This window comes from Mesorhizobium alhagi CCNWXJ12-2 (assembly GCF_000236565.1).
Lineage (GTDB): Bacteria > Pseudomonadota > Alphaproteobacteria > Rhizobiales > Rhizobiaceae > Allomesorhizobium > Allomesorhizobium alhagi.
Window position 1 is genome coordinate 1 of sequence record NZ_AHAM01000110.1, and the last position, 25174, is coordinate 25174.

Annotated in this window: 20 protein-coding genes and 1 tRNA gene; 7 read left to right on the forward strand and 14 right to left on the reverse strand. The window is 63.2% G+C overall.

All coding sequences use genetic code 11. From position 1 onward, the window contains the following. The coding region (locus MAXJ12_RS13310; protein ID WP_008836410.1) for a calcium-binding protein at window positions 1-1723 on the forward strand (1723 nt) is incomplete at its 5' end. 122 nt (window positions 1724-1845) lie between these two features. Here MAXJ12_RS13310 and MAXJ12_RS13315 read toward each other — a convergent pair. The 5 genes from MAXJ12_RS13315 to MAXJ12_RS13335 form a co-directional block, all read right to left on the reverse strand. Continuing rightward, window positions 1846-2631 (reverse strand): FadR/GntR family transcriptional regulator, encoded by a 786-nt coding sequence (locus tag MAXJ12_RS13315; protein WP_040586249.1) that lies wholly within the window; start codon window positions 2629-2631, stop codon window positions 1846-1848. A gap of 2 nt (window positions 2632-2633) precedes the next feature. Next, window positions 2634-3449 carry an ATP-binding cassette domain-containing protein gene (locus tag MAXJ12_RS13320; RefSeq protein WP_008836412.1) on the reverse strand — a complete coding sequence of 272 codons (816 nt, stop codon included), beginning with the start codon at window positions 3447-3449 and terminating at the stop codon, window positions 2634-2636. Then, window positions 3446-5260, reverse strand: a complete 1815-nt coding sequence (locus tag MAXJ12_RS13325) for a dipeptide/oligopeptide/nickel ABC transporter permease/ATP-binding protein (protein ID WP_008836413.1) — start codon at window positions 5258-5260, stop codon at window positions 3446-3448. The genes MAXJ12_RS13320 and MAXJ12_RS13325 overlap by 4 nt, the downstream gene beginning before the upstream one ends. Next, window positions 5257-6204, reverse strand: coding sequence for an ABC transporter permease (locus MAXJ12_RS13330; RefSeq protein WP_008836414.1), 948 nt, complete (start codon window positions 6202-6204; stop codon window positions 5257-5259). The genes MAXJ12_RS13325 and MAXJ12_RS13330 overlap by 4 nt, the downstream gene beginning before the upstream one ends. Before the next feature lie 65 nt (window positions 6205-6269). After that, window positions 6270-7826: an ABC transporter substrate-binding protein gene (locus MAXJ12_RS13335; RefSeq protein ID WP_008836415.1), complete on the reverse strand. Its 1557-nt coding sequence runs from the start codon at window positions 7824-7826 to the stop codon at window positions 6270-6272. Window positions 7827-7960: 134 nt separating this feature from the next. On the opposite strand from MAXJ12_RS13335, the gene MAXJ12_RS13340 reads away from it, so the two are divergent. Further along, window positions 7961-9205, forward strand: a complete 1245-nt coding sequence (locus tag MAXJ12_RS13340; protein WP_008836416.1) for a Zn-dependent hydrolase — start codon at window positions 7961-7963, stop codon at window positions 9203-9205. Between the two features lie 54 nt (window positions 9206-9259). On the opposite strand, the gene MAXJ12_RS13345 is transcribed toward MAXJ12_RS13340, so the two are convergent. Beyond that, the gene (locus tag MAXJ12_RS13345; protein WP_008836417.1) at window positions 9260-9694 is read right to left on the reverse strand and encodes a MarR family winged helix-turn-helix transcriptional regulator; all 435 of its coding nucleotides are present in this window, start codon (window positions 9692-9694) and stop codon (window positions 9260-9262) included. Window positions 9695-9824: 130 nt separating this feature from the next. Here MAXJ12_RS13345 and MAXJ12_RS13350 point away from each other — a divergent pair, with 130 nt between their 5' ends. The 3 genes from MAXJ12_RS13350 to MAXJ12_RS13360 are packed head-to-tail and all read left to right on the forward strand — an operon-like array spanning window position 9825 to window position 14547. Further along, window positions 9825-11600: an N-acetylglutaminylglutamine amidotransferase gene (locus MAXJ12_RS13350; protein WP_008836418.1), complete on the forward strand. Its 1776-nt coding sequence runs from the start codon at window positions 9825-9827 to the stop codon at window positions 11598-11600. A 20-nt stretch (window positions 11601-11620) separates the two neighbouring features. Next, entirely contained in the window at window positions 11621-13420 is a 1800-nt protein-coding gene (gene ngg, locus MAXJ12_RS13355; RefSeq protein WP_040586248.1) for an N-acetylglutaminylglutamine synthetase, read from the forward strand. Next, window positions 13417-14547, forward strand: a complete 1131-nt coding sequence (locus tag MAXJ12_RS13360; protein WP_008836420.1) for an osmoprotectant NAGGN system M42 family peptidase — start codon at window positions 13417-13419, stop codon at window positions 14545-14547. Before ngg ends, MAXJ12_RS13360 begins: the two co-directional genes overlap by 4 nt. Before the next feature lie 353 nt (window positions 14548-14900). Here MAXJ12_RS13360 and MAXJ12_RS13365 read toward each other — a convergent pair. Continuing rightward, window positions 14901-14985 (reverse strand) — tRNA-Leu (locus MAXJ12_RS13365). 193 nt (window positions 14986-15178) lie between these two features. Here MAXJ12_RS13365 and lipB point away from each other — a divergent pair. Both lipB and ggt read left to right on the forward strand, forming a co-directional pair. After that, window positions 15179-15922, forward strand: a complete 744-nt coding sequence (gene lipB / locus MAXJ12_RS13370) for a lipoyl(octanoyl) transferase LipB (protein ID WP_008836421.1) — start codon at window positions 15179-15181, stop codon at window positions 15920-15922. Window position 15923: 1 nt separating this feature from the next. Then, on the forward strand, window positions 15924-17693 hold the full coding sequence (gene ggt / locus MAXJ12_RS13375; protein ID WP_008836422.1) for a gamma-glutamyltransferase: 1770 nt from the start codon (window positions 15924-15926) through the stop codon (window positions 17691-17693). 268 nt (window positions 17694-17961) lie between these two features. On the opposite strand, the gene MAXJ12_RS13380 is transcribed toward ggt, so the two are convergent. The 7 genes from MAXJ12_RS13380 to MAXJ12_RS13410 form a co-directional block, all read right to left on the reverse strand. Next, on the reverse strand, window positions 17962-18657 hold the full coding sequence (locus MAXJ12_RS13380) for an ABC transporter ATP-binding protein (RefSeq protein ID WP_008836423.1): 696 nt from the start codon (window positions 18655-18657) through the stop codon (window positions 17962-17964). Then, a complete protein-coding gene (locus MAXJ12_RS13385) occupies window positions 18654-19943 on the reverse strand; it encodes a lipoprotein-releasing ABC transporter permease subunit (RefSeq protein WP_008836424.1) in 1290 nt (429 codons plus the stop codon). Before MAXJ12_RS13385 ends, MAXJ12_RS13380 begins: the two co-directional genes overlap by 4 nt. Further along, the gene (gene proS, locus MAXJ12_RS13390; RefSeq protein WP_008836425.1) at window positions 19940-21265 is read right to left on the reverse strand and encodes a proline--tRNA ligase; all 1326 of its coding nucleotides are present in this window, start codon (window positions 21263-21265) and stop codon (window positions 19940-19942) included. Before proS ends, MAXJ12_RS13385 begins: the two co-directional genes overlap by 4 nt. Before the next feature lie 435 nt (window positions 21266-21700). Continuing rightward, entirely contained in the window at window positions 21701-21970 is a 270-nt protein-coding gene (locus tag MAXJ12_RS13395; RefSeq protein WP_008836426.1) for a DUF1467 family protein, read from the reverse strand. Beyond that, the gene (gene mce / locus MAXJ12_RS13400; RefSeq protein ID WP_008836427.1) at window positions 21967-22371 is read right to left on the reverse strand and encodes a methylmalonyl-CoA epimerase; all 405 of its coding nucleotides are present in this window, start codon (window positions 22369-22371) and stop codon (window positions 21967-21969) included. Before mce ends, MAXJ12_RS13395 begins: the two co-directional genes overlap by 4 nt. Window positions 22372-22509: 138 nt before the next feature. Continuing rightward, on the reverse strand, window positions 22510-24180 hold the full coding sequence (locus MAXJ12_RS13405; protein WP_008836428.1) for a ribonuclease J: 1671 nt from the start codon (window positions 24178-24180) through the stop codon (window positions 22510-22512). A gap of 19 nt (window positions 24181-24199) precedes the next feature. Further along, on the reverse strand, window positions 24200-25027 hold the full coding sequence (locus MAXJ12_RS13410; RefSeq protein WP_008836429.1) for a biotin--[acetyl-CoA-carboxylase] ligase: 828 nt from the start codon (window positions 25025-25027) through the stop codon (window positions 24200-24202). Window positions 25028-25174: the final 147 nt, after the last annotated feature.

The window sequence follows — 25174 nt, forward strand, 5'->3', positions numbered from 1 at the left end:
TATACCGGGCGGCTTGGTCACCATCACTGAATTTGCCCGCTACGAGGCCGGCAACGACCTGATTACCGGCGTAACGACCGAAGCCATCCAGGAGTTCGTGGGCGACGCCTTCGGCGTGCAGGCGCGCGGCACTCTCATCGGCGGCGACGACACCCTGTCGATCGCCAGCGGAAATGCGTCGTCCGTCGTAGCCGGCGATGCCTTCGCGGCAAGCGGCGAGGCGGCAAACGCCATGGCCAGGGTAGAGGGCGGCGACGACGAGATCACCGGGCTCGATCCGGTCCAGGCGGACGGTTCCCGCGCCAGGCTCGTCGGCGATGTCGGCCGGATCGACGATTTCGCCGAGGTCATTGGCGGAGCCGACACGATCCGCGGAAGCGGTGAGGACGAAATCATCGTCGGCGACGTCGCCGAAGACAATTCCACGACAGGCTCACGCATCGAAGGTGGCAACGACGACATTGACGGCGGCGGCGGTGATGACATCCTCGCCGGCGATCTGCTCGTGCTGTCGAGTATCTCTCCGGCAATTGCCGCGGATGATTTCGTGGCAGCCGCTGGTACGGCGACGGTCATCGGCGGAGACGACACGATTCGCGGCGGCGCTGGCGACGACGCCATCTTCGGCGATATCGGCTCGTTGATCGCAACCGATCTCGCGCGTACTATCGGGGGCGACGACAAACTATTCGGCGATGCCGGCAACGACTCGATTTTCGGGCAGTCAGGCAACGACTTTCTGGACGGCGGAGTCGGCAACGACCTGCTGGATGGCGGAGCCGGCAACGACTTGCTCAACGGCGGCGCCGGCAACGACACGATGGCCGGCGGTACCGGCGACGACATCTACATCGTGGCTGCGACGGGCGACATCACCACTGAACTCGCCGGCGAGGGTACGGATACCGTTCGTGCCTTCATCAACTGGACGCTGGCCGACAATGTCGAGCGACTGGAACTGCAGGGTTCAGGCAATCTGAACGGCACCGGCAATGCCTTCGCCAACACGCTGGTCGGCAATTCCGGCGCCAACTTGCTCAACGGCGGAGCCGGAAACGACTTCATGGTGGGCGGCGCCGGGGATGACATATTCGTGGTCGCCGCAGCGGGCGACAGGACGATCGAAGCTGCCGGCGGCGGCACCGATACCGTGCGTTCTTTCATCAACTGGACCCTGAGCACAGAGGTCGAGCGTCTGGAACTGAAGGGTTCAGGCAATCTGAACGGAACCGGCAACAGCTTGAACAACACCATGGTCGGCAATTCGGGCAACAACGGCCTGAGCGGCGGTGACGGAAAAGACTTCATGGTCGGCGGCGCCGGCAACGACATCCTGAACGGCGGAGCCGGAAACGACACCCTGATCGGCGGGGCGGGCGGCGATATCCTCAATGGCGGCGCGGGAAATGATCGGTTCGATTTCGATCTGGTTTCCGACAGTCCGGCTGGACCGGCGCTCCGCGACTCGATCGTTGGCGGTTTCGCCCACGGCTTCGACCGCATCGATCTCTCGACTATCGACGCCAACACGCTTGTCGGCGGCAACCAGGCGTTCTCCTTCATCGGCAGCGCGGCTTTCTCAGGCGTGGCCGGCCAGCTTCGCTATACCAACTACAGCGGCAACGTGATCATCGACGCCGATGTGAACGGCGATTCAATCGCCGACATGCAGATACTCGTCGCCGGCACCACCTTCATGGCGGGGACAGACTTCATTCTCTGAGCCTGCTCCCGGAAGGGCCCGGTCATCGGGCTCTTCCGGCTAGATTTTTTCGGATACACATCCCGCCGTAGCTGAAACGAAAATGCCCACCGCGCCCATTGGTAAGGGGCTGAAGCCACTTGTCACACAGCGCCGAGGTTTGGCTCGCGCCTGCGGCGGATTTCGGCCCGCTCCAGCATATACGCCTCGGCCGCGATCATGTGGTTGCGCATAACGGCGCAGGCGCGATCTGCATCGCCTGCTTTAATCGCCCTGAGCAGCGCCACCTGATAGTGCAGCCCGGTTTCCCGTAGTGCTGGATTGTGCTGCTGGTAGATATCCCTGCAAACGGCCGTGTCCCGCAACAGGCTGACCAGGAACCTGCAAAGAAAACCGAGCAGTTGGTTCTGGCTGAGCCGCGCAAGTTCGTCATGGAAATCGAGTTCGGCCATTCGCTGCCGGTACTCCTCCTCCGTAGTCGTGGGTTCGTCCTCGTAGAGGCGGACCGTGGCCTGCAGCAGAGACAGCGCCGCCGGTGTCAGCTTTCCAGCCAAGCTGGCCGCCAGCACCGGCTCCAGTTCCTTGCGGATCGAGTAGATGTCGGCGATCGAAGGCTGCCTTTGAAGGAAGAGATTGTCGAGAAGACGGATCGCGTGTTCTGACTCGATCGACGAGACGAATACGCCGCCGCCCGGTCCGGTCTTGCTGTGCGTCAGTCCTTGCGATTCAAGAACTTTTAGAGCTTCGCGCAAAGTCCCACGCGAAACATGCCAGGTCTCCGGTTCGATCCATTGGTGCGGCAGCCGGTCGCCCGGAACAAGGCCGTTCTCGATGATCCGCTCCCGGATCTGGTCGGCGACCGTATCCGGCCGCTTGCGGCGGCGGGTCACCGCGGGAACAGTCGCGATGCTTTCGTCTTGCCCCGGCATTTTCATGCGCCCCTTGTTGCGCCCAGAGCCGTCTCCAATCGCGGCGCACTCGCTATCAGCCGCTTGGTGTATTCGTGCCGGGGCGATCTGAAAAGCTGTTCGGCGGCCCCCGTCTCGACTACTTCACCGAAAAACATCACCGCGACCCTGTCGGAGATACTCTCCACCACCGCCAGGTCGTGGCTGATGAACAGGTAGGAAAGATCGAATTCCCTGCGCAGGTCCTCCAGTAGCAGAAGAACCTGCGCCTGCACCGAAACGTCGAGAGCGGAAACCGGCTCGTCGAGCACCATGATCCGCGGCTCTGCCGCCAGCGCCCTTGCAATTGCAATCCGTTGCGCCTGCCCGCCCGAGAATTCGTGCGGGTAACGGCCCAGAGAGTCCGCCGGCATCTGCACGGCCTCCATCAGTTCCCGCATCCGAACCTGGCGCCGACGCTGATCATATCCCCTCAGGAGCCGCAGCGGCGCGTCGAGGATTGCAGTTACGGTCTTGCGCGGATTGAGCGACGCAACCGGATCCTGGAACACATACTGGATCACGCGGCCAAAGGCTTGCGGCCCTTCGGCCCAGAGGGCTCTTGCGTCCTTTCCCGCGATCCGCATCTCGCCCGATGTCGGCACATCCAGCCCGACGATCATGCGCGCCAGGGTGGACTTGCCGGAGCCGCTCTCCCCGACAAGGGCGAGCGTCTCGCCTTGTTTCACGGAAAGCGTGACATCTCTCACCGCCTTGACCTCGTGACTGCGCCCGCCGAACAGCGACCACTCGCCACCGAAGGTCTTGCTGAGATTCTTCACGCTGATCGCGTCGGTCATGAGCCGGAACCTCCCGCAGCCTCTTCAGCCGGCAATCGGCGGATGGCCTCGAGAAACCGCCTGCCTTGACCCGGTTTGGGCACGCAGGCGATCAGCCTCTTCGTGTACGGGTGTTGCGGATTGCCGAGGACGGCCGCTGTATCGCCCGCCTCCACGATCTCACCTCGTCGCATGACCGCCACGCGGTCGCAGATCTCAGCCACCACGCCGAAGTCATGGGTGATGAACAAAAGCGCCAATCCGCGCTCCTGTCGCAACACCTGCAGCAGTCGCAATATCTCCGCCTGCACGGTGACGTCGAGCGCGGTGGTGGGCTCGTCGGCGATGATGATGTCCGGCTCGTTGGCGAGCGCCATCGCGATGCCCACGCGCTGGCGCTGCCCACCCGAAAGCTCATGCGGATAGGCGCTCGCGCGCTGCTCGGGATCGGGAATGCGCACGGTCCTCAACAGATCGACCGCCTTCGCCTGGGCTTGCGCACGTCCGACCGGCTGGTGAGCCCGGATCGCCTCGGCAACCTGTTCACCGACTGTGAAGAGAGGATGCAGCGTTGTCAGCGGATCCTGGAAGATATATGCCACCTTGCCGCCGCGCAGCGATCCGATCTCCGTTTCGCGGAGCGAGAATACGTCACGCCCCTCGATCGTCACGGCCCCCCCGGTGATCACCCCGGGTGGCGATGCGACGAGGCCGAGAACCGACAGGGCGGTGACGCTCTTGCCGGATCCGCTCTCCCCGACAAGTCCCAGGCATTCACCCTTCCGCAGGCTGAAACTCACTCCCTTCACCGCCGGCTCTCTCCCGCCTGCGGTTTCAAAGCTGGTTTCCAGTTCCGTCACGGCCAGCGCGGATGCTCTCGCCATTTCGTCAGGCGCGGGCACGTTTTCGCGGTCGATGCGGGTCACCGGCATGGGACGGGTCAGGGCCCCTGCCCTCAATCGGGGATCAAGCGCGTCCCGCACGCCGTCACCCAGCAGGTTGATGCTCATGACGATCAGGAACACCATGACACCGGGAACGACCGAAATCATCGGCGCGGTGAAGAGGAGGGCGCGGCCTTGGCCCAGCATCGAGCCGAGGTCCGCCTGTGGCGGCTGCGCGCCGAGACCGAGGAAGCTCAGGCCCGCCGTCTCCAGTATCATCCACCCGACCGTGGTCGACATGGTGATGACGATGACCGGCAACACGTTGGGCAGGATTTCCGTCGCCACGATCGCGGTGTGGCTCTTGCCGGACAGTCGTGCGGCGTCGACGAATTCACGATGCGACAGACCGAGCGCGATGCCGCGGACGTTGCGGGCGAAGAACGGAATGTTCACCACGGCGATGGCGTAGAGCGCATTGAGCAGGCCTGGCCCCAGCACAGCCACGATAGCCAGCGCCAGCAGGATGTAGGGAAACGCCATCAGCATATCTATGCCGCGCATGATGAGGTTATCTGTCCGCCCGCCCGCATAGCCGGCCACGAGGCCGATCAGGGAACCGAAGAAGGCCGCCATCAGGGCGGCAGAAATGCCGACCAAGAGTGAAATGCGCGTCCCCCAGACAAGTCGCGCCAGCACATCCCGGCCGAGGTGATCGGTGCCGAGGATATGGCTTTCGGAGAACACCGGCAGCAGCCGGTCGGCTGGGTCTGTCACGTCGGGGTCGTGGAGCGGCAGGAGAGGCGCCAGGAGCGCTATTAGAACGACGAGCGCTATAACGTAGAAGCCCGCGGCCGCCAGCCTGTTGTTCATAAGGAGGCGCCACGTAGTCTGACGCGTTATCATCGGCTCGGGCGTCGGAGTCGCCTCCAGGATCGGAACGCTCATGCCTTGAGCCTCGGATCCAGCGTCGCCTGGACAACGTCGGCGATGAGGTTGACGAATACATAGGCGGCGGCGACGAACAGCACTCCTCCCTGTACGAGCAGAATATCCCGCGTAGAGATCGCCTTTACGAGCATTGCCCCTATGCCCGGCCACTGGAACACCGTCTCGATGTAGACGGCGCCACCGAGTACGAAACCGGCCTGCAAGCCGACCACCGGGACGATGCTCACCATGGCCGCCTTGAGGGCGTGGCGATAAATCACCTTACGCTCGCCCAGCCCTTTCGCGCGCGCCGTGCGGATGTAGTCCTGCCTCAGCACCTCCAGCATGGCGGTGCGCGTCAGCCGGGCGACCACACCTGTCGCAACCACGGCGAGCGTGACGGCGGGCAAGATAAGGTGGTGGAGTAGATCGGGGAGATCTCCACCTCCATAGATCGCATACATGCCGGAAGCCGGCAGCACCTGCAGCCGTACTGCAAAAAACAGGATGAGCAGCAATGCAAGGAAGAAGGACGGTATAGAGATGCCGACGAGCACGAACAGGGTGACGATGCGGTCAGCCCAGCCGAACTGGCGAACGGCCGAGACAATGCCCGCGAGCAGTCCAAAGACCGTACACAGCGCTAGTGCAGTGCTTGCGAGGATCAACGTCGCGGAGAACCGCTCCAGCACTTCGTCCAGTACCGGACGGTTGAGCGCATAGGACCTGCCCAAATCTCCCTGAAGCAGGTTGCCGAGCCAGATGAAGTACTGCTCAGGCAGAGACCTGTCGAGGCCAAGGCTGCGGTTGAGCCGCTCGACATTTTCCGGCGTTGCGTAGGAACCGAGAATGGCCGTCGCCGGGTCGCCGGGAATCATCGCCATGATCAGGAAGACGATCAGCGACAACCCGAGCAATACGGGAATGGCGGTGATCAGACGCTTAGCGATGTAGGCTGCCACGACACGACCCTCAAGCGGGAAAGAGCGGCCGCAGGGGACATCCCGCCCGGCGGCCGCTCGCAACGCTACTGCTTGGAAACGTCCTGCAGCATCAGGAAGAAGGACGGCTGCAGCTTGAAATCTGCGACGTTGGCGCGGGTGACCGCGTTCTGTTTCCAGTTCGCCACGAATACCCAAGGTGCGTCTTCCCGCACGATCTCCTGCATTTCCTTATAGAGTTCGGCGCGGCGTTCCTGGCTGGTGGCGGTCCGTGCTTCGTTCAGGAGCTTGTCCACCCGCTCGTTGGAATAATACCCCGAGTTGAAGCCGCCATTCTCCGGCAAGGCTTCCGAGCGGAGTGTAAGGAAGGGCAGCGTGTCGGGATCGTTCGTCATCCATGCCATTTCGGCCATGTCCGCCTTGCTCTCCAGACCCGGGTTCACCTTTCCGAGATAGGTGTTCCACTCATAGGTCTCGATCTTCGTCGGCATTCCTACGGCTTCCAGATCGGCCTGGATGGCTGTGCCCATGGCTACCGGATCGAGCATCCCGGAGCCGCCTTCGGCCACGTAGAAAGTAAGCTCCTCCCCGTTGTAGCCGGCTTCCTCGAGCAACTTCCTGGCGCGTTCAGGGTCGTGTGGATAGGGTTCGAGATCCTGATTGTACGCCCACGCGAATGCCGGCGGAGTGGGACTGGCCGCGATCTCCGCCGTGCCTTGAAGGATGTTCTCGACCAGCGCCTGCTTGTTGATGGCATAATTGGCGGCCTGACGAACCTTTTTGTCGGCAAACGGCCCTTCCTTCATGTTGAGGATCAGGAACCAGACATGCGGTCCTGCCTGCTCGTGGATCTGGAAGTCGTCGTTGCCTTGAAACTGCTGCAGGCTGTCCGGAGGAACTTCCACCATTACATCCAGACCGCCCGACAGCATCTCCGCTATGCGCGTATTGGAGTCCGTGATCGGGCGGTAGATGACGGCCTCGAGCGGAGCCGGGCCATCCCAGTATTCCTCGTTGCGGGTTACCACCACGCGCGAGTTCGCCTGCCACTCCTCGAACTTGAAGGCGCCGGTGCCACTCGGGTTGCGCCCAAAATCCTTGCCGTGCTCCTTCACCGCCTCGGGCGAGACAATAAGACCGGTGGGATAGGCCAGATTGGACAGGAATGGCGCGAATGGCTCCGAAAGCCGAAACTCAACCGTAAGGTCGTCGACGGCGTTCACCTCTTCGACTGTAGAGAAGAAGAATGCCAGCGGGAAAGGTCCGGTGTCGTGGTGGGGATGCCCCTCGTCGAGCATGCGGTCGAAGTTGAACTTCACCGCTTCAGCATTGAAAGGCGACCCGTCATGGAAGGTGACGCCGGAGCGTAGCTTGAACGTGTAGGTCTTGCCGTCCTCCGACACTTCCCAGCTTTCGGCCAGGGACGGCTCCACTTCGAGCGTCCCGTCCTTGTAGCGGGTCAGCCCGTCATAGACGTTCACCAGGATGCGAAAATCGTTGACGGCCGTGACGGCATGCGGGTCGAGCGACTTCGGCTCGGCAATCTGGCCGACCACAAGTGCGTTGGGAGGCGTCTGCGCAGACGCCGCCTGTGTGAGGGCCAGCAGTGCCGCGGCGATGGCGGCGGCCAGGAGTTTTATCATGATGGGCTCCTTGTCCTTACGCCCGCGCAATTAATTCTGATAATTTGCGTTGTTGCAACCATTTATCATAAAGAATTTTCTTACCGCGCCACGCGTGAAGCGGAGGGCGCCGCCACTGAACGGTTCGAGCAGCCATGCATTCCCAGCAACTCGCCATAGACACACACCGCCTGCGCCGGCTGCTGGACGGCATCAACGGCTTCGGCTTCAATCCAGATACGGGTGGATACAACCGGGTCGGCTATTGCGAAGCCGACATGGCGGCGCGGGAATGGCTCCTGGACCAGATGCGGGCAGCCGGACTTGTCACAAGCCGCGATGGCGTGGCCAACCTGTTCGGCCGCTTCGGCCCTTTGGAGGGACCCTGCATCATGGCTGGATCGCACCTCGACACAGTACTGGAAGGCGGCGCATTCGACGGGGCGCTGGGTGTGGCCGTCGCGCTGGAATGCGTTTTGGCAATGCGCGACGCCGGCCTTTCTCCGAGGCTCGCAATAGAAGTCGTTGCTACCGCGGAGGAGGAAGGGCGCTTCGGCGGCATGCTGGGCTCGCAGGCTATCAGCGGCGCGCTCAGCGCCGAATGGCTCTCGCAAGCGGCCGATGCGGACGGGGTCAGGCTCATCAATGCCATGGCGGCGCAGGGGCTCAACGCCATGGATGCTCTCCAGGCCGGGCGCACCGATATCAGCGCCTTTCTGGAACTCCATGTGGAACAAGGCCCGGTTCTGGAGAGCCGCTCGATGCCCGTCGGCGTCGCGCATTCCGTTTCCGGCGTCTGCAACCTCCGAGTCCGCCTTGAAGGCGAGGCCAACCATTCCGGCACGACGCCCATGGATCTTCGAGCAGACGCATTTGCCGGACTTGCGCAGGTTGGCACGGCCATACCGGGCATTATAGCGGCTCGCGGGAGTGAGAACTCGCGCATCACGATCGGCAAGGCCGATCTGCGGCCGAACTTCATCCATACCATTCCGGGCGAGGCCGAATTCATCGTCAACATCCGGGATATTGACGGCGCCGCCATGGATGGCCTCGCGACCGCTGTCAGGGATGAAGTCGAGACAGCCGCTCGCGCAAATAGCTTAGAGGCCAAAGTTCAGGAACAGAGCCGCATCGAGCCCGTCCATCTGGACCGGGGGCTTGCAGCGATGCTGCATGAGGAGGCGCAAAGGCTCGGCCTGCAGGCATTGGCGATGCCGTCGGGAGCCGGACATGACGCGCAGACGATGCAGGCGCTGTGCCCGTCGGCGCTGATTTTCGTCCCAAGCCGTGGCGGAATAAGCCATTCGCCGCGCGAATGGACGGATTGGAGCGACATCGAGAAGGGCGCGAACCTGATGCTGTCGGCGCTGATCAGGCTAAGCGGCGCTGCCGGTTGAGCGCAGGCGCCGAAGACGATCCCGGGAAAAAGAGTGGGGCGGGTTCAAAGGCGTTCAGCCATTGGCGCTCATGAGTTGAGCCAGTTCGGCTATGCTCTCGACAAGTTCGAGCCGCCGTTTGGCGGGCAAGCCAGCAAATCGGCGAGCGAAATCGTCACCGAACACGCGCGGCGCGTGAGAGACGAGCGCCAGGCCTTTCGGTGTCAGACGCGTATAAACGATCCGCCGGTCGGCTTCCGACCTGTAGCGTTCCACGATCTCCCGCTGCTCCAGATTTTCCAGCACCGTTACGACCGTTGCCGGACTTAGGTCGGCGTGTTCGGCCAACGCCTTGGTCGTGACCTTGCCCAGTTCCGCCACTGCCATCAGGATCACCAATTGCGGCCCCGTTAGTCCGGTGGATTTCGCCAGCGCCCGCGACTGCAGATCATTGGCGCGCACGATGCGGCGGATCGATTTCAGGAGGGTGCGCGTTTCCTCGGACGACATGGCCACTGCTGGGCTGGGCGATAAAATTTCAGGTTTCATCATATGACAGGGGTTCAAACAATTCGAACTCTAACTATATGAGGACTTCAGCACCCGTCAGCAATAGACAAACGGAGAGTATGTATCCGCGATGTGCGGCATTTGTGGTGAAGTGAGATTTGACGGCGCCGCGCCGTCCGTTCCGGCAATCCTGAAGATGATGGAGTCGCTTGCGCCGAGAGGCCCGGACGGGTCCGGCGTCGTCTCGCATGGCAATGCGGGATTCGGCCATCAGCGCCTGCGGATAATCGACCTGTCGGAAAAGGCGCAGCAGCCCATGGTTGACTCGGCGCTCGGCCTGACCATCGCCTTCAACGGCTGCATCTACAACTATCCGGAGTTGCGGCGCGAGCTGGAAGCGGAAGGCTACAGCTTCTTCTCGCATGGCGATACCGAGGTCATCCTGAAGGCTTGGCACGCTTGGGGCGAGACATGCATCGAGCGCTTCCACGGTATGTTCGCCTTCGTCATCCAGGAGCGCGACAGCGGGCGGATCGTGATGGTGCGTGACCGCTTCGGGATCAAGCCGCTCTACCTTGCGCAGTCGGGCAAGACGCTGCGTTTTGCATCCACGCTTCCCGCGTTGCTGAAGGCAGGCGGCATCGACACTTCGATCGACCGCGTGGCGCTCCACCACTATATGAGCTTTCACGCCGTGGTGCCGCCGCCGCGCACTATCATCAATGGTGTGCGCAAGCTGCCGCCGGCAACCATTCGCATCATCGAGAAGGACGGTCGCACCACTGATCGGCGCTATTGGGATCCGCCCTATACGCGCCACCCGGCAGACAGCGGCGTCTCCGCGGAAGAATGGCGCGACCGCGTGTTGCAGGCGCTGCGCCTTGCTGTGAAGCGGCGCATGGTTGCCGATGTTCCCGTGGGCGTTTTGCTGTCGGGAGGCGTCGATTCCAGCCTCATCGTGGGTCTTCTTGCCGAGATGGGGCAGACGGGGCTGATGAGTTTTTCGGTCGGCTTTGAGGAGGCCAATGGCGAGAAAGGCGACGAATTCGTCTATTCCGACCTCATCGCCCGCGAGTTCGGCACCGATCACCACAAGATCTTCGTGCCTTCAGAGCGCCTGATGGATGCACTCCCCGGAACGATCGCCGCGATGTCGGAACCGATGGTCTCGTATGACAATGTCGGATTCTATCTCCTTTCCAAGGAGGTCTCCAAGCATATCAAGGTGGTTCAGTCGGGACAGGGTGCCGACGAGGTGTTCGGCGGCTATCACTGGTATCCGCCACTTGCCCATACCAACGACGTGGTCAACGATTACGCCAAGGTTTTCTTCGACCGCTCCCACGAGACCTTGAAGCGTCAGCTTGGGCCGGACTGGATCGACGGCGGAGATCACAGCCGCAAGCTTGTCGAAGAGGAGCTGATGCGTCCGGGCGCCGACACGCCGGTTGACCGTGCTCTTCGGCTCGATACCAATGTCATGCTCGTCGACGATCCGGTTAAGCGAGTGGACAATATGACGATGGCTTGGGGACTGGAGGCGCGCGTGCCATTTCTCGACCACGAACTGGTCGAGCTCGCTGCCCGGATTCCGTTCGAGGAAAAGCTCAAGGACAATGGCAAGGGTGTGCTCAAGGACGTCGCCCGGCAGATCGTTCCGCATGAGGTCATCGACCGCAAAAAGGGGTACTTCCCGGTTCCCCAGCTCAAATATATCGATGGCCCGTATCTCGAAATGCTGCGCGACGCGTTGGCCGCAGACCGGGCGCGCGAACGCGGCCTATTCCGCCAGGACTATCTCGAGCAGTTGTTCGCAGCACCGGCGGAGCACATGACGCCGCTTCGCGGATCGGAGCTTTGGCAGGTGGGACTGCTGGAGATGTGGCTCCAGGCCAATCAGATATGACGCAGTGACGGGGGTTTGCCATGGCTAAGAGACACAGCGGCATGCGGAGCGAAAAGGGTTTGGATCATCGCCTGAGAAGGCTGCGCGTGCATTCCATGAATGCGCCGATCGATGAGGGGCGCGACTCCGGCAAGCGGCCCCGCGAACAGGTGGTGCTGGATTGTGGATGGGGCAGCCTGATTTTCGCTCAGACGTTCAAGACAAATGAGGACATCGTTGCGGCGCTGCGCCAGGAACGACCCGACCGCCGCGACATCGCATTCTACGTACGCGACCCGCATGTGCTGCTTAGCCTCGCGCCGCAGGAGACGTTCCTCGATCCCTCCCACACATACCGGCTCGACCTCTCGACCTACCGGGCGGGTCGTCGTTCGCCCAAGGGCTACTTCATCCGGCGGCTTGCCTCGGAAGCGGACGCGAAAGCGGTGAACGCCATCTATGCATCCCGCGGAATGGTGACGGTGTCGCCGGACTTCTTCTGGGCGAACCGGGACAGCCGTTCACTTGCCTATTTTGTCGCCGAGGAGGAGGCCACGGGCGAAATCATCGGCACCGTGACCGGCGTCGACCATCGCAGGCTGTTCGATGACCCGGAACAGGGCTCCTCGCTCTGGTGCCTCGCTGTCGATCCCCAGTCACGTTATCCGGGTATCGGCGAGATGCTGGTGCGGCGCCTTGCGGAGTACATGCAGGCACGCGGCGCCGCCTATCTCGACCTTTCCGTACTGCACGACAACGAACAGGCGATAGGCCTTTACGAGAAACTCGGTTTCCGGCGCATTCCGGTATTCGCGGTGAAGCGGAAGAACCCGATCAACGAAAAGCTGTTCGCATCCCCGCTGGAGGAATACGATGCGCTGAACCCCTACGCGCGCATTATCGTCGACGAGGCGCGGCGGCGCGGTGTGCACGCACAAATCACGGACGCAGCCGGAGGGTTTTTCCGCCTGTCGTATGGCGGCCTCTCGATTCACTGCCGCGAGAGTCTTTCAGAATTGACCTCGGGCGTTGCAGTGTCGATCTGCGACGACAAGGCGGTTACCCGGCGCCTGGTTTCAGCCGCCGGTCTGAACGTCCCCGAGCAAATTACCGCCGACGACGACGAGGCTGTGGAAGGATTTCTTGAGAAGCACGGCAGCGTGGTCGTCAAGCCTGCGCGCGGCGAGCAAGGGCGTGGGGTGTCGGTCGGCCTGACCAATATGCCCGACGTGAGACGGGCCGTCGCCGAGGCTCGGCAGACCAGCAACCGCGTGTTGGTCGAGGCCTGTTTCGAAGGAGAGGACCTGCGGCTGATCGTCATCGATCATCAGGTCGTCGCCGCAGCGATACGACGGCCGCCTCGTGTGGTCGGGGACGGGCAGAAGGACCTGAAGGAACTCATCGAGCAGCAGTCTCGCCGACGCGCCGCCGCGACCGGCGGCGAGAGCAATATCCCGATCGACGAGGAGGCGCAACGCTGCCTCGCCAGCGCCGGCAGAACGCTCGAGACCGTGCCTGACCCCGGTGAAGAGGTAGTGGTGCGCAAGACGGCGAACCTTCATACCGGCGGCTCGATCCACGATGTCACCGACATCGTGCATCCGAAACTGGTTGAGGCGGCGTGCCTCGCCTCGCATGCGATCGACATTCCGGTCACCGGCATCGACTTCATGGTCAAGTCGCCAGCCGAGCCCGACTACGTCTTCATCGAGGCCAACGAGCGGCCGGGGCTCGCCAACCATGAACCTCAGCCGACGGCCGAACGCTTCATCGACCTGCTGTTCCCTCTGTCGCGGACCCGTCGTACACAAGACGCTTCCGCAAGAATGGAACCCGCATGAACCAGCCGAATATCGATGTCGATTATCTGGTCGCCCAATTGAAGGCGCTGCTGTCGATCGATAGCCCCACCGGGTATACAGACAACGCGGTTCGCTACTGCAGTCGCGAACTGGAACGGCTGGGGCTGCAGCCGGAACTGACCCGCCGGGGGGCGATACGCGCGGTACGCCAGGGCGGGAGCAGAGAGGGCGCCCGGGCAATCGTGTCCCATATCGACACCTTGGGTGCGCAGGTGAAGGCCCTCACGGCCAACGGCCGCCTGGCGCTTGCGCCCATCGGCCACTGGTCGGCCCGTTTCGCTGAAGGGGCGCGGGTCACCATTTATGGCTACGAGAAGATCCTCCGCGGCACGATCCTGCCGCTCAAGGCGTCGGGCCACACCCACAACGAGGAAGTGGACACTCAGCCCACAGGGTGGGATTTCGTCGAACTGCGGATCGACGCCCGCACGACGAGCGCTGAAGAGACAATGGCGCTCGGCATCGAGATCGGCGACATCGTCGCGGTCGATCCGCAGCCCGAGTTCCTCGACAGCGGCTTCATCAATTCCCGCCATCTCGACGACAAGGCGGGCGTGGCGATCATGCTCGCGGCCATAGAGGCTCTGGGGCGCTCCGATGCCGTTCTCCCTGTCGATGTCCACTGGCTCTTCACCATTGCCGAGGAGGTGGGCGTCGGCGCTTCCTCGGTCATCATGCCGGACATCGCTTCGCTCGTGGCGGTAGACAACGGCACCAGCGCGCCTGGCCAGAATTCCTCCGAGTTCGGAGTGACGATCTGCATGGCCGACCAGTCGGGCCCATTCGACTACCACCTGACGCGGAAATTGGTGGAGCTCTGCCGCGAGAACGGGATCGACTGCCGGAAGGACGTGTTTCGCCACTACCGCTCCGATTCAGCTTCCGCCCTGGAGGCGGGGCACGACATCCGCACGGCCCTGGTCACCTTCGGCATCGACGCCTCGCATGGTTACGAGCGCATCCATCTCGATGCGCTCCGCTCGGTGAGCGAGTTGCTGACGCGATATGTCACCAGCCGAATCGAGATCGCCCGCGACGCCGAGGAATTTTCGGACGTTCGGTCCTTTACGCGGCAACCTGCGCCAAAGACGGAACCCAAATCGTAACTTGCCAACGATCGAAAGATGCCGAACTGACGGCGTCAATAACGACGCCCCCGCCCGACCGGCAGGGGCATGTCGGGCAGAATGAGCGGATAAGGCGGTGGCGACCGGGCGAGCGGCTTCGGCCTCTTCGACATTCCAGCCTTGCGCGCCCAGCCGCGGCCTTACGGCCGCGCTCGGCTGAATCACTCTGATCCGGCGTAGCCGATCAATAGATTGGGCCATGAGTCCCGGATTGGCCGCACGTCCGCCGTCCGGGACGCAACGTGCATCCCACCAGCTTGTATGGCAGTTTCGGGTTAAAATTGGCCCCAACAAAAATTGCGCAGCAAAGTCAACAAGCTACAAGCATTTCCTGGTGCGGTCGAGAAGACTCGAACTTCCACGGGTTGCCCCACAGCGACCTCAACGCTGCGCGTCTACCAATTCCGCCACGACCGCACGTCACGAAAGAGCCGGTCGGAACCGGCCAGCGGCATGTAGCAAATCGTTTCCGGCGAAACAAGTGCGCCGGAGGCATTATTCGGCGCAGGAAAGCACTGTGTGGACACATGTCGCCGGCCGCCCTGGCCCACAACAAAACTGGACCTTTTCAGCGCTAGCCGCCATATGATGCAGGCCAAGCGAGAGCCTCATGTCAGAACGCAGCCAGATAACCGGATCGTTCCTGCCCGCGCCCGGTTCCGCGCCGGCTGAATGGCGAATCGAGCCCGGCCTTACCGGATACAAGGAGGCGCTCGCGGTGATGGAAGCCCGCGCCGCCGCTATCCGCGACGGTACGGAGGGGGAACTGGTCTGTCTCGTCGACCCCCCGCCGCTTTATACAGCCGGAACATCGGCCCGCATCGAGGATCTTGTCGAGTCCGACCGTTTTCCGGTGTTCAATGCCGGCCGCGGCGGCGAATACACCTATCACGGTCCCGGCCAGCGGGTGGCCTATGTCATGCTCGACCTGAAGCGCCGGCGCGAGGACGTGCGCGCCTTCGTTGCGGCTCTGGAGGACTGGATCATTGCCGCGCTGGCGGAATTCAACGTGCGCGGCGAGCGCCGGGAGGACCGCGTCGGCGTCTGGGTGGTGCGGCCGGACCGGCCGCCCATGCCGGACGGCTCGGCTGCAGAGGAGAAGATCGCCGCGATCGGCATCAGACTGAGGCGCTGGGTCAGCTTCCACGGCATCGCCATCAACGTCGAACCCGATCTTTCCCATTTCACCGGCATCGTGCCTTGCGGCGTGGCCGACCACGGTGTGACCAGCCTGGTCGACCTTGGCCTGCCGGCAACGATGGCCGATCTCGATCTGGCGCTGAAGGCTGCCTTCGTCGAGGTGTTCGGGCCGGTTCTGGATGTTGCGGGGGCGCAGCACAAAAGGAGCGCATGACATGAATGGAGGAGTTTTCGGGAGCGGCGCCTTGTGGCGGGCGCTGGCCCTGACCTTGCTGCTGGCCGGGCCGGCCGCGGCGCAGCAGGCGGCCGACACGGTTGCGCCGGAGGCAAAGACCGCGATCGAATCGAAGCCGGCCGTTCAGGCCAAGCGCCAGATGGTCGTCGCCGCCAACCCGCTGGCTGCCGAGGCAGGCATCGAGGTGCTGCGCGCCGGCGGCAATGCGGCCGATGCGCTCGTGGCGGTGCAGACGGTGCTGGGCCTCGTCGAGCCGCAATCCTCCGGCATGGGCGGCGGGGCCTTCCTCGTCTGGTACGACGGCAAGACCGGCGAAATGACCACTTTCGACGGTCGGGAGACCGCGCCCGCCGCGGCCACGCCCGATCTTTTCCTCGGCGACGACGGCAAGCCTCTGGAATTCATGGATGCCGTGGTCGGAGGCCGCTCAGTCGGGGTTCCCGGCGTGCCAAGGCTCCTCGAAACCGTCCACCGGCGCTATGGCACGCGTCCATGGCAATCGCTGTTCGCGCCGGCGATAAAGCTCGCCGACGACGGTTTTGCCGTCTCTCCTCGCCTTGCCGCGCTCCTCGCCAATGAGGGCGAGAAGCTCGACGAGGATCCCGGCGCGCGCGCCTATTTCTTCGCACAGGACGGATCGCCTTTGCCCGCCGGGCACATGCTGCGTAATCCGGACTATGCCGCGACGCTCCGGGCCGTGGCTGCGGAGGGTGCGGATGCCTTTTACAACGGCCCGATCGCGGCAAAGATCGTCGAAACAGTGCGTTCGCATCCAACCAATCCCGGCCTGCTGACGCTGGACGATATGGCCGTGTACAAGGTCAAGGAAAGGCCGGCCGTCTGTGCGCCCTATCGCGGCCATGAAGTCTGCGGCATGGGACCGCCCTCCTCCGGCGCGATCGCCGTAAGTCAGATCCTCGGCCTGCTCGAGCCCTTCGACATCGCCACATTGGGCAAGGATGATCCGGAAGCCTGGCGGCTGATCGGCGACGCCACCCGCCTCGCCTTCGCCGACCGTGGCCGCTACGTCGCCGACAGCGATTTCGTCTCGATGCCCGAGGGCCTTCTAGATCCAGCCTATCTCAAGGCGCGTTCCGAATTGCTCCGCCGCCCGACGGCGCTGGGCGAGGACGAGGCCAAGGCCGGCGAACCGGCATGGCAGAAGGCGGAACTCCGCATCGACGGCGTCTCCTTCGAAATGCCGTCGACCTCACATTTCGTGATCGTCGACGCGGCCGGCAACATCGCTTCGATGACCACCACGATCGAAAACGGTTTCGGCGCGCGGTTGATGACGGGCGGCTTCCTGCTCAACAACGAGCTTACCGACTTCTCCTTCGCTCCTGTCGAGGATGGCGACAACGTCGCCAACCGCGTCGAGCCAGGCAAGCGGCCGCGCTCGTCGATGTCGCCGACCATCGTGCTCAAGGACGGAAAGCCGGTCTTCGCGCTCGGCTCGCCGGGGGGCTCAAGCATCATCTCCTATGTCGCCACCACGCTGATCGGGCTGATCGACTGGAAGATGCATATGCAGGCAGCGATCTCCATGCCGCACCTCGTCAACCGGTTCGGTCCCTACGATCTCGAAAAGGGAACCACCGCCGAAGGACTGGCCGCCGACCTCGAGGCACTAGGCTACAAGGTCGCAGTGAAGGATCTGAATTCCGGCCTGCATGGCGTCGCCATCCAGCCTTCGGGATTGACCGGCGGGGCCGATCCGCGCCGCGAAGGCGTCGCCCTCGGCGATTGAGCGCCGGAGCAACAAGCGGCGGCGACCTGGCAGTCGCCGCCGAAAACCTGCAATCTCAGAGCGCGCCGATCCATACGGCCATCGAAATCAGAAATGTGCTCATGCAAACCAGCGAGACCACGTCTTGCACCAAATCGGTCATGATTCCCTCCTGTTTTCAGTATGTTCGCAGTTTGTTCTCCTTTTATCCAAATGTCAAACACTTGCGCACGCCGAGAAGCGCGAGGGTAAATGAAGGGTAAAGGACGACAGAGGACCAGCGAGATCCTCAAAGTGGAACGACTTTGCCCTCGTTCAGGGTGACGCGCCGGTCCATGCGCCGCGCAAGCTCGTGATTGTGCGTGGCGATCAGCGCGGCAAGCCCGGACTGGCGGACGAGTGCCGCCAGCGCCTCGAACACATAGGAGGCCGTAACCGGGTCGAGATTGCCGGTCGGCTCGTCGGCAAGCAGCACCAGTGGCGCATTGGCCACGGCGCGGGCGATCGCCACGCGCTGCTGTTCGCCGCCTGACAGTTCCGCTGGGCGGTGGTGGCCGCGATTGCCGATCTGCATATAGTCGAGCAGTTGGTTGGCCCTCTCGCTCGCTTCCGTCGCCGGCAGCCCTTTGACCAGTTGCGGCATCATGATGTTTTCGAGCGCAGAGAATTCCGGCAGCAGATGATGGAACTGGTAGACGAAGCCAATGTCATTGCGGCGGATCGCTGTGCGGTCGTCATCGGACAGGCGGCCGCAGGCCTTGCCGGACAGGATAACGTCGCCGGCGTCGGGGCGCTCCAAAAGGCCGGCCGTGTGCAGCAGCGTCGACTTGCCGGTGCCGGACGGCGCGACGAGCGCCACCATTTCGCCGCGCCGCAGCGAAAAGTCCACGCCGTTCAGGATGGTGAGCTTGCGCGGGCCCTGCACATAGTGCCGCTCGACGCCTTTCAGCTCGATGATGTCGCCGGAGCGATTTTCGATTTTCATTCGTAACGCAGCGCCTCGACGGGATCGAGCTTGGCGGCGCGCCACGCCGGAAACAGCGTCGCCAGGAACGACAGGACCAGCGCCATCAATATGACGGAAAATGTCTCGCCCGGATCCATCTTGGCCGGCAGCTTGCTCAGGAAATAGAGTTCGGGATTGAACAGCACCGTACCCGACATCCAGGAGAAAAGCTGGCGGATGGATTCGACGTTGAGGCAGATGACGATGCCGAGAATGACGCCTGCAATCGTGCCGGTAACGCCGATCGCCGCCCCCGTCATCAGGAAGATGCGCATCACCGCGCCGCGCGATGCACCCATCGTGCGCAGTATGGCGATGTCGTGGCTCTTGTCCTTTACCAGCATGATGAGGCCGGAAATGATGTTCAGCGCCGCGACCAGCACGATCAGCGTCAGGATCATGAACATGACGTTGCGCTCGACCTGCAGCGCCGAAAAGAAGGTCTGGTTGCGCTGGCGCCAGTCCGACAGGAATATCTGCCGCTGCGCCGCTTCCTCGATCGGCGCCTTGAGCGCGTCGACATTGTCGGGATTGTCGACAAAAATCTCGATCGACTGGGCGCGCCCCTCCATGTTGAAGTAAAGCTGCGCCTCGGCGAGCGGCATGAAGATGATCGAGGAGTCGTACTCCGACATTCCGACTTCGAAGATCGCGGCGACGGGATAGGCTTTCACGCGCGGCGTGGTGCCGAAGGGGGTCACGTCGCCGTCGGGCGAGACCAGCGTGATGGAATCGCCAAGCGCCAGGCCAAGATTGTCCGCCATGCGCTGGCCGATCGCCACGCCTTCCGAAGTGTCGAAGCCGACGATGGAGCCTTGGCGGATGTTGTTGGCCACCAGCGTGATCTTGCCCAGATCCTCGCCGCGAATGCCGCGCACCAGGGCGCCGGTTCCGGGTCCGGCATCGCCCGACGACAGCACCTGCCCGTCGATCAGCGGGATCGCGTATTTGACGCCGGACACGCCGTTGATCCGGCCCGCCACTTCGGCAAAATCCTCGAGCGGCATGTCGACTGGCTGGACGATCAGATGGCCGTTGATGCCGAGGATGCGCGTCAGCAGTTCGGCGCGAAAGCCGTTCATGACCGCCATGACGATAATAAGCGTCGCGACGCCCAGCATGATGCCAATGAAGGAGATCGAGGCGATTACCGAGATCACCGTCTCCTTGCGCCTGGAACGCAGATAGCGCCAGGCGACCATGCGCTCGAACGGCGAGAAAGGTCCGGCGCCGGTCGGCTTTGCTGTCGCGACCGTCTCGCTCATGCAGCGCCGATCCGTTTCGCGGCTGCATCGATAGGCAGCGTCTCGCGTTCACCGGTGCGGCGGTTCTTGATCTCGATCTCGCCGGCCGCCACGCCGCGCGGTCCAACGATCATCTGCCAGGGCAGACCGATCAGGTCGGCGGTTGCGAACTTGCCACCGGGCCGCTGATCGGTGTCGTCGTAGAGCACGTCCCTGCCCGCCGCGGTAAGCTTGCTGTAGAGATCGTCGCAGACGCGGTCGCATTCAGCGTCGCCGGCCTTCATGTTGATGATGCCGACATCGAACGGCGCCACCGATTCTGGCCAGATGATGCCGTTCTCATCGTGACTGGCCTCGATGATCGCCGCAATCAGCCGGGTCGGCCCGATGCCGTATGATCCCATCGAGACGTTGTGCTCCTTGCCGTCGGGACCGGTAACCTTGGCGCCCATCGGCTTCGAATATTTGTCTCCGAAATGGAAGATGTGGCCAACCTCGATGCCGCGCGCCGAAAGCCGGTCGCCCTCGGCGATCTTGCCCCACGCCGCCTCGTCGTGCATCTCGTCAGTCGCCGCATAGGGCGTCGTCCAGTCGCGCACGATGCCGGCGATCTCATCGTCGTTTGTGAAATCCGTCGCCTCGCCCGGCACTTCCAGGTCGAGATAGTCACGGTGGCAAAAAACCTGGCTTTCGCCGGTGTCCGCCAGGATGATAAATTCATGGCTGAGATCGCCGCCGATCGGGCCGGTGTCAGCGCGCATCGGGATGGCCTTCAGTCCCATGCGAGTAAAGGTGCGGAGATAGGATACGAACATGCGGTTGTAGGCGGCCTTCGCGCCTTCAAAATCGAGATCGAAGGAATAGGCGTCCTTCATCAGGAATTCGCGGGAGCGCATCACGCCGAAGCGCGGCCGCACTTCGTCGCGGAATTTCCACTGTATGTGATAAAGGTTCAGCGGCAGGTCTTTGTAGGATTTGATATAGGAGCGGAAGATCTCCGTGACCATCTCCTCATTGGTCGGGCCGAACAGCATGTCGCGCTCGTGCCTGTCCTTGATGCGCAGCATCTCCTTGCCGTAGTCCTCGTAACGGCCGCTCTCACGCCACAGGTCGGCCGACTGAATCGTCGGCATCAGGATCTCCAGCGCGCCGGCGCGATCCTGCTCCTCGCGGACGATGCGGCAGACCTTGTCCAGCACCTTCTTTCCCATCGGCAGCCAGGAAAAACTGCCCGCCCCCTGCTGCCGGATCATGCCGGCGCGCAGCATCAGCCTGTGGGAGATGATCTCCGCTTCGCGCGGGTTTTCTTTGAGGATGGGCAGGAAGTAGCGCGACAGCCGCATGAGGGTTCCGTGGAGTGAAGAAATGACGCCGGAATCGGCGGCAAGGCCGGTGCTTGCACGCGCTTCATAGCCATTTCAAGGCCGGATGGAAACCCGCGCGTCGAAGCTCACCGGGCGCTGTGCGTTTCGCAAGCATCGCCTGCCGAACTATTGTGCAGTGCAGCACATCAAGGGCCGTTTCAGCGCAATATTTCTAGTGACATTTTATTGCAGGTTGGTCTAATGTGCCCCGATAACCGAGAGGGCAGAGCAAAATCTGCCTTCCTACGCGGTCAAAGTCTTGGGAGGATGCGATCTAGGCGCGGTTACTCGCAGCCGCCGGAACACCGGAAAGCAGATCGGACGCGTTTAATTGCAAGGCCTTGTGCCTTGCATTTTTTTTGAGCAATCGGAAAAACTTGTGAGCCTTTGCTGAGAAGTCACGCGAAGCATGACTCAGTTGTATTCCGGTATGAAGCGCGGAATGTCGTCTATGCCGAGGCCGACCACTCGGGTCAAAACATATAGCGCTCCGAAGATCAGCAACGAAACGACGGTTGTGCGAAGAATGGCGCGCAGCATATGCGGGCCCTGCGGCGCGCTCGAAACGGTGCCAAGCACCGTCTCGCCCTCGTCGTCCTGGGTCTTCAGGCTGAACGGCAGCGTGGCGAACAGCACCAGCCACCAGATGATGAAGTAGATGGCGGCGACGGAAATCCAGCTCATGCTTGTTCCAGTTCCACCAGCGTGCCGAGAAAATCCTTGGGGTGCAGGAACAGCACCGGCTTGCCGTGCGCGCCGATCCTGGGGTTGCCATCGCCGAGCACGCGGGCGCCGGCCGCCTTCAGCCGATCGCGGGCGGCGATTATGTCGTCGACCTCGTAACAGATGTGATGCATGCCGCCGGCCGGCTTTTTTTCCAGAAAGGCAGCGATCGGCGAGTCTTCGCCGAGCGGCTCGAGCAATTCCACCTTGGTGTTGCCGGTATCGATGAACACCACGGTGACGCCGTGCTCGGGCAATGCCTGCGGCTCCGTGAGCCTGGCGCCCAGCGTGTCGCGATAGACGGCGCTTGCCGCGGCGAGATCCGGCACGGCGATGGCGACATGGTTCAGGCGGCCGAGCATGGGAACTCCATGAAAACGCGTGACGCAAACTTTGACCAGGCAGTAGGGAATGGGCGGTAGGGTAGGTCGATATCGAGAACCGTTTCTGCTCGCCGATCTTCCGTTGTCCCTACTGCCTACTGCCCATTCCCTACGACCTCACCTTGTGACGAACACCGTCACCAGCGGTTTCTTGCCCCAGGCTTCGTTGGCGGCGGAGCGCACGGCCCGGCGCACTGATTCCTGCACCAGATCGAGGTCTTTTCGCCGCTGGCGCGGTATGGAGTCCACGGCGCCGATCGCCGCATCCAGCATGATCTCCTCGAGATCTTCGCCGCCGCGATCGGCAAGCGCGACGCCGATGGCGACCAAATCCGGGTCGCCTGCGAGCTCATACCGCTCGTCGAGCACCACATTGACCGCCACATGCCCGGCGAAGGAGAGCTTGCGCCGGTCGCGAATGCCCATCGCCTCGTCGTCGCCGATCAGCTTGCCGTCCTTGTAGACGCGGCCGAAAGGCACCTGGTCGATGATTTCGGCAGCGCCCGGCGCCAGCCGCAGCATATCGCCATTGCGCGCCTGCGCGACCTCCGGAACGCCGGCCGCACTCGCAAGCGCGCCGTGCGCGACAAGGTGGGCTGCCTCGCCATGTACCGGCACGGCGATCCTGGGCCGCGTCCATTCATACATCTTGCGCAACTCGTTGCGGCGGGGATGGCCCGACACGTGCACCAGCGCCTCATTGTCCTCGATGATCCGCACCCCCTGCTCGATGAGCCGGTTCTTGATCTCGAGAATGGCCTTTTCGTTGCCGGGGATCGTGCGCGACGAAAAGACGACGATGTCGCCCGGCGACAGCGCTACGGTCTTCATTTCATCGCGTGCCAGCTTGGCTAGCGCAGCGCGCGGCTCGCCCTGGCTGCCGGTGCAGATAATGACGAGGTTTTCGCGCGGAATGAAGCCGTAATCCTCCTCCGCGATGAATTCCGGCAGGCCTTCCATGTAGCCGAGTTCGCTGGCGACATCGATCATGCGCTTCAGCGAACGGCCGAGCACCAGAACCTGGCGGCCGGTATCGCGGGCGGCTTCGGCGATCGAGCGGACGCGGCCGACATTGGACGAGAAGGTGGTGACTGCGACGCGGCCTGGCGCCTTTTCAATGACGCCGCGCAGCCCCTGCCCCACTGCCTGTTCCGAGGGCGATTCGCCTTCGCGCATGGCATTGGTGGAATCGCAGATCAGCGCCAGCACGCCTTTCTCGCCGAGCGCGCGGAACCGCGCCTCGTCGGTCATCGGGCCGATTTCGGGTGCGGGATCGAGCTTCCAGTCGCCCGTATGGATCACCGTGCCGAGCGGCGAGGTGATGGCGAGCGACACCGGCTCGGGTATCGAATGGCTGACCGGGATCGCCTCGATGGTGAACGGGCCGACGGTGAAGGTTTCGCCGGCGCGATAGACCGTCACGGGGACCTTCGGGGCGCCATTTTCCCCCTGGCGCTTGGCCTCCAGAAGGCCAGCCGCGAACGGCGTCATCCAGACCGGCGCCTTGAGGCGCGGCCAGAGCTCAAGCAGCGCGCCGTAGTGGTCCTCATGCGCATGGGTGATGACGATGCCGCGCAGATTGTTGACCTCGGCCTCGATGAAGCGCGTGTCGGGCAGCACCAGGTCGACGCCCGGCAGGTCCGGGCCGGGAAATGTCACCCCGACATCCACCACGATCCACTCGCGGTTCTGAGCGGGGCCGTAACCGTAGAGCGCGAAGTTCATTCCGATCTCGCCAACGCCGCCGAGCGGCACGAAGACGAGTTCAGCATTGCGGGTCGTCGCCATTCTTATCCCTCTCCTGCCCTCAGGCAGCGCCGGCGGAGGCGACCGCGCCGAAATGCACGTCGCCCGCGGCTATCGTCAATACATCACCGCGATCGTCGCGGATCACGAAGCGGCAATCCTCGTCGATCGTCTCGAACACGCCGCGCACGACATTGCCGTCGACGCGCACCGCGACTTGGCTACCTAGCCCCGCCGCGCGGGAAAGCCAGCGCCGGCGGATTTCAGTCAGGCCACGGCCCTCGTTCCAGAGTCGCGCATTTTCGCTCCAGGCGTCCGACAACGCCAGGAACAGAGTCTCGGCCTCACATGTCGCGCCGAGCGCCCTCAGCGAAGTTGCCGGATAGGGAACATCGTCGGGATAAGCGACGACATTGACGCCGATGCCGACTGCGATGGCGCAGCGGTCCTGCCCGAGCACCGAGGATTCCAGCAGAATGCCCGCGAGCTTGGCGCCTTCGGCCAGTACGTCGTTCGGCCATTTCAGCTCGAAGCGTTTGCGGCCTGCACCGCTGCCGCCATCCGGCGCGATCGCGAAGCGGCCGTTCGGAACCGCGGCATTCAGCGCGTCGGCGAGCGCCAGGCCGGCGACGAAACCGAGCGTGGCTGCGGTGCGAAGATCGCCGCCGGTAACGAGGAGCAGCGTCGCCGCGAGATTGCCGGGCGGCGTCGCCCAGGCCCGGCCACGCCGGCCGCGGCCGCTATCCTGCTGCTTGGATACTATCCAGAGCCTACCGGGATCGCCGTCGCGGGCGCGCTCCAGCGCCAGCGCATTCGTCGAGCCGACCTTGTCGTGGGCTTCGAGCCGGAAGCCCTCGGAGACACAAGTCGGCGCGAGCACGAATCCCATCTAGAAGAACGTCTTGGCGGCGGCTTGCGCTACACGCCCGATTGGTCCGCCGATCAAGACGTAGAACAGAACGAACGCCCCGGACGCGCCGAGCACGAGCCGCAGCTCGCCGGCCATCGGCATGAAGCCGCCGACCGGCTCCGCGCA

Coding starts and splice junctions, on each gene's coding strand:
- MAXJ12_RS13410 (WP_008836429.1), bottom strand. CDS start 25,027: ATGGGATTCGTGCTCGCGCCGACTTGTGTCTCCGAGGGCTTCCGGCTC.
- MAXJ12_RS13350 (WP_008836418.1), top strand. CDS start 9,825: ATGTGCGGCATTTGTGGTGAAGTGAGATTTGACGGCGCCGCGCCGTCC.
- MAXJ12_RS13315 (WP_040586249.1), bottom strand. CDS start 2,631: ATGCCGGGGCAAGACGAAAGCATCGCGACTGTTCCCGCGGTGACCCGC.
- MAXJ12_RS13395 (WP_008836426.1), bottom strand. CDS start 21,970: ATGAGCTGGATTTCCGTCGCCGCCATCTACTTCATCATCTGGTGGCTG.
- MAXJ12_RS13380 (WP_008836423.1), bottom strand. CDS start 18,657: ATGAAAATCGAAAATCGCTCCGGCGACATCATCGAGCTGAAAGGCGTC.
- MAXJ12_RS13360 (WP_008836420.1), top strand. CDS start 13,417: ATGAACCAGCCGAATATCGATGTCGATTATCTGGTCGCCCAATTGAAG.
- mce (WP_008836427.1), bottom strand. CDS start 22,371: ATGCTCGGCCGCCTGAACCATGTCGCCATCGCCGTGCCGGATCTCGCC.
- MAXJ12_RS13345 (WP_008836417.1), bottom strand. CDS start 9,694: ATGTCGTCCGAGGAAACGCGCACCCTCCTGAAATCGATCCGCCGCATC.
- MAXJ12_RS13320 (WP_008836412.1), bottom strand. CDS start 3,449: ATGACCGACGCGATCAGCGTGAAGAATCTCAGCAAGACCTTCGGTGGC.
- ggt (WP_008836422.1), top strand. CDS start 15,924: ATGAATGGAGGAGTTTTCGGGAGCGGCGCCTTGTGGCGGGCGCTGGCC.
- MAXJ12_RS13325 (WP_008836413.1), bottom strand. CDS start 5,260: ATGAGCGTTCCGATCCTGGAGGCGACTCCGACGCCCGAGCCGATGATA.
- MAXJ12_RS13405 (WP_008836428.1), bottom strand. CDS start 24,180: ATGGCGACGACCCGCAATGCTGAACTCGTCTTCGTGCCGCTCGGCGGC.
- ngg (WP_040586248.1), top strand. CDS start 11,621: ATGGCTAAGAGACACAGCGGCATGCGGAGCGAAAAGGGTTTGGATCAT.
- MAXJ12_RS13385 (WP_008836424.1), bottom strand. CDS start 19,943: ATGAGCGAGACGGTCGCGACAGCAAAGCCGACCGGCGCCGGACCTTTC.
- proS (WP_008836425.1), bottom strand. CDS start 21,265: ATGCGGCTGTCGCGCTACTTCCTGCCCATCCTCAAAGAAAACCCGCGC.
- MAXJ12_RS13335 (WP_008836415.1), bottom strand. CDS start 7,826: ATGATAAAACTCCTGGCCGCCGCCATCGCCGCGGCACTGCTGGCCCTC.
- MAXJ12_RS13340 (WP_008836416.1), top strand. CDS start 7,961: ATGCATTCCCAGCAACTCGCCATAGACACACACCGCCTGCGCCGGCTG.
- lipB (WP_008836421.1), top strand. CDS start 15,179: ATGTCAGAACGCAGCCAGATAACCGGATCGTTCCTGCCCGCGCCCGGT.